The 9,095-nt window shown below is 52.7% G+C and carries 10 protein-coding genes; 1 reads left to right on the plus strand and 9 read right to left on the minus strand.

Translation table 11 applies throughout. The features are described from left to right. On the plus strand, nucleotides 1-690 hold a 690-nt coding region (locus tag EI77_RS23040; RefSeq protein ID WP_133797095.1), incomplete at its 5' end, for an IS5 family transposase. Here the strand turns inward: EI77_RS23040 and EI77_RS23045 are convergent. From EI77_RS23045 to EI77_RS23080, 9 genes are all read right to left on the minus strand, one after another. Beyond that, a complete protein-coding gene (locus EI77_RS23045; RefSeq protein WP_133797672.1) occupies nucleotides 674-1,294 on the minus strand; it encodes a type II secretion system protein in 621 nt (206 codons plus the stop codon). The two genes, EI77_RS23040 and EI77_RS23045, sit on opposite strands and share 17 nt — an antisense overlap. Before the next feature lie 300 nt (nucleotides 1,295-1,594). After that, nucleotides 1,595-1,804, minus strand: a complete 210-nt coding sequence (locus tag EI77_RS23050) for a hypothetical protein (RefSeq protein WP_133797673.1) — start codon at nucleotides 1,802-1,804, stop codon at nucleotides 1,595-1,597. Continuing rightward, on the minus strand, nucleotides 1,801-2,703 hold the full coding sequence (locus EI77_RS23055) for an ArdC family protein (protein WP_166647468.1): 903 nt from the start codon (nucleotides 2,701-2,703) through the stop codon (nucleotides 1,801-1,803). The genes EI77_RS23050 and EI77_RS23055 overlap by 4 nt, the downstream gene beginning before the upstream one ends. Before the next feature lie 470 nt (nucleotides 2,704-3,173). Then, a complete protein-coding gene (locus tag EI77_RS23060; RefSeq protein WP_133797675.1) occupies nucleotides 3,174-3,905 on the minus strand; it encodes a TatD family hydrolase in 732 nt (243 codons plus the stop codon). Beyond that, nucleotides 3,902-5,263, minus strand: coding sequence for a Qat anti-phage system QueC-like protein QatC (gene qatC, locus EI77_RS23065; RefSeq protein ID WP_133797676.1), 1,362 nt, complete (start codon nucleotides 5,261-5,263; stop codon nucleotides 3,902-3,904). The genes EI77_RS23060 and qatC overlap by 4 nt, the downstream gene beginning before the upstream one ends. After that, nucleotides 5,260-6,186, minus strand: a complete 927-nt coding sequence (locus tag EI77_RS23070) for a hypothetical protein (protein ID WP_133797677.1) — start codon at nucleotides 6,184-6,186, stop codon at nucleotides 5,260-5,262. The genes qatC and EI77_RS23070 overlap by 4 nt, the downstream gene beginning before the upstream one ends. A 1-nt stretch (nucleotide 6,187) precedes the next feature. Further along, nucleotides 6,188-8,065: a KAP family P-loop NTPase fold protein gene (locus tag EI77_RS23075; protein ID WP_133797678.1), complete on the minus strand. Its 1,878-nt coding sequence runs from the start codon at nucleotides 8,063-8,065 to the stop codon at nucleotides 6,188-6,190. Between the two features lie 241 nt (nucleotides 8,066-8,306). Next, on the minus strand, nucleotides 8,307-8,450 hold the full coding sequence (locus EI77_RS24235; RefSeq protein WP_425606571.1) for a DUF6876 family protein: 144 nt from the start codon (nucleotides 8,448-8,450) through the stop codon (nucleotides 8,307-8,309). Continuing rightward, nucleotides 8,404-9,095 (minus strand): IS5 family transposase (locus EI77_RS23080; protein ID WP_133797679.1); only part of this gene is annotated, 692 nt, incomplete at its 5' end. The genes EI77_RS24235 and EI77_RS23080, both read right to left, overlap by 47 nt.

Genomic DNA, 9,095 nt, shown 5'->3' on the forward strand with positions numbered 1-9,095 from the left:
CCAGGTCGGCCTCTCAGTGATTTGAAGCTGGTCATCGCAGGTGTTCTGCACGTGCTCAAAGAAGGCGGCTCCTGGCGTGCTTTGGACGTCCCTGGCGTTGCCTGGGAAACTGTTTACGGCCACTTCCGCCGCTGGGCCAAGGCCGGTCTCTGGGATCAGGCCATGCAGCAGATGAAATGGCATGCAGGCAAGAACCTCGGCATGATTGACTCCACCCACATCAAGGTCCACCGGGACGGGGCCAACCCCGCCGGAGGCCAGGAACAACAGGCCATGAGCCGCACCAAGGGCGGACTCAACACGAAGCTGCATGCTGCGGTGGACGGGCGCTGCCAGCCACAAGCCTTGATTTTGACGGCAGGGACGGAAGCTGATGTCTTGCATGCGCCAGCTTTGCTTGAATCTGTGGAGGGCAGGCGGGTGCTCATGGACAAGGCCTATGACAGCGATGGGTTGCGCGAGCTCATCGCAAGCAAAGGTATGAAAGCCTGCATTCCGCCGCGCAGCAACCGGGTGGCCCCGGCGGCTTACGACAAGGTGCTTTACAAGAAAAGGCACTGCGTGGAGAACTTCTTTGAGAAGATCAAAAGGATGCGGCGCATCGCCACGCGCTACGACAAAACCGACGTCTCCTTCATGGCTTTTGTCCTCCTTGGCATCTGCATTTTATCCCTCAGAAATCAATTTTAAAACACGCCTTAGAATCTATGGCTAAAAGATCCGATTTATTCAACTCACCTGAGTTAATCGTAACAGTCCTATCGCTAGCACTTGCGATATTGTAACCACCTTGTAATAAAAGAATTTTCATCTCACCATATCTTGAATTGGTGGCAATATTCCACCAAGCTGGGTCATCAATACTGAAGCCAGCGTTTTTGGGGCTAATTGGAGATGGTCTTAGAGCTCCTCTCCAGTAACCTGATGCCACACTTGGATTGGGGGTGGGTTTTAACTCTAACATGCCAGAGCAATGTAATTGACAAAAGAAGGTAGAGGAGCCACTCAAACCAGCGGTAAGTGTACCATTTCCTTTTGTGTCGTCGTCCCAGCAATTAACGGCAGCGGAGCATTTTATATTAGGGGAATCGCCGGCCATATATTTATATTTAGTTTGAAATAGATCGGCAGCCATTTTGATTTGAAGAACTTCTTTCCCCATCCTATTTAGCTCAACCGTTCTAATCATACTCTGCCCAACCAGAACCCCGCCGATAAGCAGCCCGATAACAACCAGCACAATGGACAGCTCAACCAGTGTGAAGCCTAGACGTGATAAACGATGCTTGAACAAATTCCCTCTCTTTGAGGGAAGTATAACAAACTTCGCTTTGCGAAGTCAAGCTGCCGCAGCTATGCGGCCACCCAAGGGATGGGCAGGGCGGGGACTCCACCAAAGCCTTTGGCGTAGCGAGCGAATGAGAGCGGTGCTTCTGCTCCGGGCATTTGCCCCCGTCATTAACGATATGACGGGGGCAGGGCTTCGATTTTCAGGTGTAGCTTCGGTCATACGCCATGTTGCAGGAAAGAGACAGGGCGCGGTGATAGGATTTCACGGTCCCCATATGGGGACCGGTCATTTGCACTAAAGTGTTTATCGCCTTGGTGGGGTTGTGCGATTGGCGAGAATGCCGCGCACGGTGGCGGCGACAACCGGCAAGGGTTGGCGCATGGGGTCGCCAGTCCAGCCAAGGCTGGCGGCCCGAATGGCGAGCTGGTTTTCCAGCTCGTCAAACTCGGCATCGCTTAAGCTGACTGATTCAATCAGCTCGACATCATTCAGGGGGAGAAGTGCCGCGCTCATGGCTGCACCTCCGGCTGAATGTTGAGGATATGGTTCGCTGCCTTTTGTGCCTGTGAGGCTGCGCGGATAACCCAGCCTTTGGCGTCCTTGGATTTGAGAGCGTTAATCCAGCTTTGCAGGTAGGCGGCAGAGTTGGCGAGTTCATCTTCTATGATGCCCGCATGAGCATTCAGATAGGCTGCGGCCATCTCGGCAACCAGTTCTTCCTCGGCATAGACTTTGCGGGCGGTGTCGCCTGCTTCATCAATGCCTTTATTCTCAAGCAGGGACGTCCTGGCAAGCCGTGAGGCATGTCCGGTGCTGTGAGCTAGTTCATGAAAGAGGGTTGAGAAGAGCGCCACCTCACTGCTGAAAAAGCCGGGCTCCGGCATGTGGACGCTATCAGTAGCGGGGCGATAGCATGGGATTGCGCTGCCGTAGCGGATCACCGGGGGCTTTGGCATCCCGGCGATGATCTCGCGGGCGCGGTCGGTCCGTTCCGTCAGGGAAAGCTCGGGCAGGTTCTCCGGGGCAGGGAACTCGATGCCTTCGATCTGCGAGGCATGGAACACGGTGTAGCCTTTGAGGAAGCGGCGTGTTTCGGCTTCCTCCTCGTTCTGGGCTGGGGCGTCTTCATCCTGCTTCGTGTAGCTGCCATATTTGACAACAAGGGAACCGCGTTCGCCTTTGCGCACATGCCCGCCAAGCTCCTTGGCTTGAATGAAGGTGAGGAAGTAGGGCGAGGTGAAGCGGTGGCTTCCAAGCAAAAAGACGTTAATGCCCTGGTAGGCTTTGCCGGTGGAGAAATTGCGGGGGAATCCGACCTTAGAAAAATAAGGCGACTTCCAGGGGGCGATGCCCTGTTCAAGCTGGGTGATGATGCGGTCTGTTACTTGTTCATAGATGTCTGATGTCTTCATGTTAGTTCCTCCTGTTTCGGTTTTGCGAAAAGCACGCACGCGCGCGCAAAACCTGCCGACCAACTGCCGAAGGAACGGGCAGACAGTCATAGGGTGGGTTCAAAGGAGGGTGCCCTTTAGGGACAGCCTTTGGATGCCCTTGACGGGCTGAACGTCTGAAGGCTTCAGAGCCGCTGAGTGATGAAAAAAACGGGGCGGCGGCAATACCTGCCGTTAGGCAGGAAGGATCATCACGGGATGAAGTGAATGAGCAGTGGACGGCTTTGCCGGTAGCGTATCAGGCAGCTTCATCTGGTGATGCAGAGGGCTGCAATGGCGTGGGCTGGCTCTCCTGCGCGGTAGCGGTCTTGGAGAGACTGCCTTCGTCATGAGGTGGGAGAGGGCGTTACGGGACACTTCCCGTTAGAAAGGGTAGCGCCCCACGCAGTAGGCGCGAGGGAAAGGCTTTTCCCGCCGCCAGTTTGCTCACCCTATTTCAGAAGAACGCTGAAGTTTACAGCTACTTGGTGCATGGCTTCTTCGATTGATACCGCCCAAGATTTTGCCAGCCATTTGATGACATTTTGGGTATCCTGAGGCACTGCTATTTTTCTTCCCTCTCTAACAAACGGGCCGTCAGTCTCCGTGAGCACACGCGCCTTGGGAACACGCATAATGTCTTCCTCCCATCGGGCCGAGCCGATCATCTTTGTGTTGAATGACACATAATGACCTGCGTCGAGCACCTGCAAGAGTTGTGTTTGGCTGCCAGAAAACCAATGAAAGACAACGGGATACATCCGGGCTGAAGTCAACTGACTCAACACCGCCAATTCTGCTCCTCGGGAGTGCAATGTAACAAATCGCTGTCGATCTTTAATCGAGTCGATAACCCGCGCAAAGCTCCGCTCCTGGACTTCTTGCGTTAGGCGGTATTCTTTCGAGAAATCCAGCCCAACTTCTCCAATGTATTCAGCATCTTTCGCTTGTTCGATGAAAGCTTGAATCTCGCGCTCGTGTTGATCTGCCACCTGCGGGTGAAGTCCAAGAGCTGGTCGCACGTATTGGAATCCATTCAGGTGCAGCTTTGCTTGTATGTAGTGGCTCGGCAGATAAGTTACGGCCACAGTCAAAATGCCAGCTCGCTCAGCTGCCTGGGCAATCGCGAGCGGGTTGTCGTAAAGGTCCACATGGCAGTGGGAATCGATAAGAGTCTGTTTCACTTGATCCTCACGAAGTTCTTGATCTTTTGGCTTGCCTTATCTGCTAGCCACTGCCTCACCTCTGCGATCATTCGGCTTTCAACTGCCACATAATCGTTGAGTTGGTTAATGGGAAGTCTGCCATTGGCAAGGAGGATTCGAGCGATCTCGCTATCGCTAGGATTGCGCCGTATCAGCCCAAGCAGCGCGTAAAAATCCTCGTCCTGGCGAAAGTCACGCTTGAGCACGTCATAGCCGTAGGTCTCATTATCCAAGTTTGCAACATGCAGACTTGCTCTTCGGAAGATACAAGGAACGCATCGTCCGCAAGCGCCTGCATTGCGCACGTCCCAGTGAACATTGTGGCCTGATTTAGCACATGAATTCGTCAGTTCGCATCCGTCCTTGAGCAACTCTTGAGCTTTGCAGTCCCGTACCATTTCGCCCTTTGTATAGAGGGCGTAGGGATTACTCACCTCATGTTGGATGCCGACGGCATCCAATACCTTTTGAATTGAGGATAGAAAGTGAGGGTGAACCGTTCTCGTGCTGCATGATCCACGCCTGCTCGGATTGAGCGGCATATTGAGGGCGATTGGGCCGTTTTCGGGTATCCAGACAGCCGTATTCGCTCCAACCTTGCTTGCGGCTAGAATAGCGATGCCAAGAAAGGAAAATGATCGGCTTCTGAAGTTGAGATCAAATTTGAAATCGGCTTGCCACTCCTCGGAAGTGGGTTGCGAAAGACGCTCTGGCTTCTGCACTCCAATCCGCATTTGGAGGTGTCGAATTCTCTTGGGAAAATGCGTTTCAAGCAGATCTAGTAGCCTGTCTTGATCACTTGCGGGACCGGGCACCTTTCCGTCATAGTGGCTTGCAAACAGAAACCGATTAGAGTGCTCCGACAGGAGATCCAAGGCACCGATAAAGGAATCTAACCCACCCGAAAGCAGGCTGACCACTGGTGACGAAGGGAAACCTTTGGGAGAGCGGCGATTCCTTCGCCTCCGAATCAATCGACTTGTTGTTGAGACAAATTCAAACCGCCAGTGATCCCCCGTGAGGAAGGAAATGCTTTGTGCAAGCAATTCCGAGGCAGAATTCCATCTATCGGCATCATGAACCGGGATCGACACGTCAATAGTGCGTGTCCAGCGATCTTCAAAATGCTCACGGCTAATGGCTTTATCGGCGGCATATACCACCGCTGAAATGAGCAAAAGATCTAGAACTACAGGTGAAGCTGTCCATGAAAATTTGAGGAAGGGCTCAATGTTCAGGTCCAATTGAAGCTTTGCATCAAGACTTGCGATTACGAGTTCCGTCTTTGCGAATTCATGCAGCGCTTCTACAGGGTGTATTTGCACTTCTACTTTCATCTGCTTCCCTCCGTATCTATGTAAACTGCGACAGTACGTTCCAGGATGGCGTTGACGATGCCCTCACCCTCTCTCCCCCCCCAATCAACGCTCGTCAGATCGTGACGGGTCGTTTCCTCGAAAGCTAATTCTGCGGCCACAAAGTCGCGTGCTGCATTAACAATTTTGTCGGCTGCTTCATAGCCATGCTCTTTTGCTAGATGCTCGCCATGATTAGTTTTAAATCGCTCAATGATATAGCATTCAAATAGTTGAGTGAGTACGGAGCCAATGTCGCTCGCAGCGTTGTCTAGTGCGATTTCAAGGTTAGCGAGATCGTCTTGCTTCACACAAATCTTCTCAAAAACCTGACTCAATGCTTCTCGAAGCTCGATCTCAATGATGTAACTGGAGTTCTCCTGAAGAACATCAGCAATCGCGATGGCAAGCCGCTCTGGCGGAAGATTTTCGAGATCCGAAAAACCACGTTCTGCCAGTGCTTGCACTAAGCCAACTTGTCTTACATCAGAAAGGAAGCTGGCAACGCGTTGAGCTGTTGAACGAATCCCAATTCCAGAAATTGCTCGGGAGCGGCTGCCCCTCTGGCCACTCGTCTTCCTTGAAGCACTGGACTTTGAGGAAGCTCGCCCCCCGCTGCCTCGCGTATTCTCACCTGGACCACTTGTCGTGCTTGAGGCTCTTGAGGAAGCAGGATATGATATCACGATTGCCTGCAACTGCTGATCCGCTTTGGCAGGGCTGATAAATTTTATCGGTGCGCCGAAGCCTTCATGATTGGTCGAGCTCGCCATTTGCTGGACGAACTGCGAAATCAAATCATGTGCGACCGGAGGCGTAACAGGTCCAGAATTGAGAGCGGTGGTGACTGCAGTTTTAACCTGCGTCCACTTTGGTGAAGGAGGGGCTGAGCGAGATGTTCCCATGCTATTTTCCTCCTGAGCGTTTGATGGCCGCTGCCTTTCCTGCTTGGCTGTTGGTGTTCTTTAAATATTCGATAAATTCTTGCACAGCAGTCCCGTGATTTGCCTGGGTCGTTGCTATGGTTTGGAGCCTTGTGACAACAGAAGCCGGAATGTCCCTCGCCGGTATTGAGCGAAAAATCTTCAGCAGATGCGGTAGAAATTCAGAGCGTTGATTGGCATACTCCAAGATGGCTTGATAGCCGTTAGGCTCTTTCGTCTCCCTTTGGAGATGCTTCGTGAGGAGTTCAGCCAAATTGTCAGCCTCATCTTGGCGCAATGCCTTAACTAAACCTCCGTGAACCTTGCGACCAGTCTCGGAAATCATTGCGTCGAATGCAACCCGAACACTTGGAGGCACAAGCGATAGGCCGACCAATGAAGTTGCTAGCCGATCTCGCGCCAGCCACAGATAATCTGAAAGGTCAACCTGCGAGAGTAGTGGCTCCATTGATACCCAGGTCTTGAGAGAAGTGGTCTCCCATCCCTGAGGACAATCGGTTTGCTCCTTTTCCATCTTTGAAAGCTGTTCAGGCGTCTTTTTCTGCTCAAGACACCAATTCGCAAGCTCCCTGAAACGGGCCTCATTGGAGTATTCGAGGAGCATCAACTTCAACAGAACTGCGTCCTTGAGGTGGCTCATTTTTGCAACTTCCGCGAGCTTTTTACGAAGAACGAAGGCGTTTAGGAATCGTTTTACCTGACGGGGATTGCCTTTCAAATGCTCGGTTATCAACGATGCTGCACCCGCTGTGAATGAGAGCGAAGCCTGCAAATCACTCGAAACTGTTACCGCAGTTCCCAATGACTCCTGCACGTCTGCAATTCCGAAGCATCCAAACCGGTTGCTCTCACGTCGCTTGCGGCAAGCCTCTAAACAGGTCTTGAACTGATCCTCGCTGAGGTGTCGCTTGGCGAAAAGCAGCGTGAGGTAAGTTTCAATTTCGGCAGGTGCTAAGCGAGGAAGGTGATATGGCACTTGAACCAATTTCTCCAGGTAATCCCTCACTAACTGTTCTCCGGCGTCAACTTGCTGACCTGCGACTGCATAGGTTTTTGCCGCCTCAAGCGCGTCCTTATATCTTACAGCGATTGCGTGGCGCACAATTCGGTGATCTGCACCGATTACGAACGCCGTTTTATCGACGTTCAGGAAGAGTTTTATGGCCTCAAGGTTTTCAACAATTCTGTCCGGCGAACAGCGATCAAGATCGTCAATCAGAACAACAAGTGCCTTGAATTTGCTCGCATTTAGAAGTTCGCCGAATTCACGACGAAAGGATCGCACGTCATGTTCAGTCCCTTCCTTGGATTCTATTACTAATTCGGACAAGGTCTCTGAGCCCAGCGGAGACTCTTTGGGGGCTTGTGGCTCTTTCCCGTTGCCACGAAACAAACCGCTAAGCGAGGAAATCAGCGATGGAACGGCGGTAGCTCCGCCGGTCGCATAAGCAAGGACTGCCGGCAACGCCACATTATCCCAGCCCATTTTAAGCAATCTCATGTAGTTCACTCGGCCAAGCAGGCTCGCGGCTTGGGCTTTGACTTCTTGTGGAAAATTTCTGTGCTCCGTCAGCTGGGTGATGATTGAGGAAATGAGAGCGCTTTTTGCATCGTCGTAGCCTTCAAAAAGCCATGCATCAAAATACAGCACCGCAACAGACTCATCGGTTGCCAGCTTTTGCTCGAGCATCTTCATGATGCTCGTCTTGCCATTGCCCCAATCACCAAATACGCCTAGCGTAACTGGCAACAGTGTTTCATCCAAGACGACCTGCTTCAGCAAGTCGGCATGGACTTCAAATCCAATCAAGTCCTCAACAGTTTCGTTATCTGACCACATGGGCTTGAGTCTTATCACAAAAACCAGATTATGTATAGCGATTAGTCTTTGCTTCTAGGTTTAGCGGCTCCAAGATTTTGCGAGATTACAGGTACAGGAGGGGAAGCGGCTCGGTTGAGACTTCGCCTGCGAATGCTGGATGGCTTCAAGCCTGCGAAGAAACACGCTTCCCCGGCCCCGTGGTCGTGTTGGAGACCTCAAGAAGCCCGCCCAGGTTTCCCTGGGCGGGCAGGATGCCAAGCTAGTATTCGCTGGGTAGCATCAGCACATTGTCTGTGAAGTAGAAGGCAATTTCGTCGAGAGGGAAGTCGGTGAACTCGATTCCCTTAGGGCGTGTTTTAAAATTGGTTTCTGAGGGATAAAGTGCAGATGCCAAGGAGGACAAAGGCCATGAAGGAGACGTCGGTTTTGTCGTAGCGAGTGGCGATGCGCCGCATCCTTTTGATCTTCTCAAAGAAGTTCTCTACGCAGTGCCTTTTCTTGTAAAGCGCCTTGTCGTAAGCCGCAGGGGCCACCCGGTTGCTGCGCGGCGGAATGCAGGCTTTCATACCTTTGCTCGCGATGAGCTCGCGCAACCCATCGCTGTCATAAGCCTTGTCCATGAGCACCCGCCTGCCCTCCACAGATTCAAGCAAAGCTGGCGCATGCAAGACATCAGCCTCCGTCCCTGCCGTCAAAATCAAGGATTGTGGCTGGCAGCGCCCGTCCACCGCAGCATGCAGCTTCGTGTTGAGTCCGCCCTTGGTGCGGCTCATGGCCTGTTGTTCCTGGCCTCCGGCGGGGTTGGCCCCGTCGCGGTGGACCTTGATGTGGGTGGAGTCAATCATGCCGAGGTTCTTGCCTGCATGCCATTTCATCTGCTGCATGGCCTGATCCCAGAGACCGGCCTTGGCCCAGCGGCGGAAGTGGCCGTAAACGGTTTCCCAGGCAACGCCAGGGACGTCCAAAGCACGCCAGGAGCCGCCTTCCTTGAGCACGTGCAGAACACCTGCGATAACCAGCTTCAAATCACTGAGAGGCCGACCTGGTC

Origin of the sequence: Prosthecobacter fusiformis (assembly GCF_004364345.1) — a bacterium.
In the GTDB taxonomy this organism is placed as follows: Bacteria; Verrucomicrobiota; Verrucomicrobiia; order Verrucomicrobiales; family Verrucomicrobiaceae; genus Prosthecobacter; species Prosthecobacter fusiformis.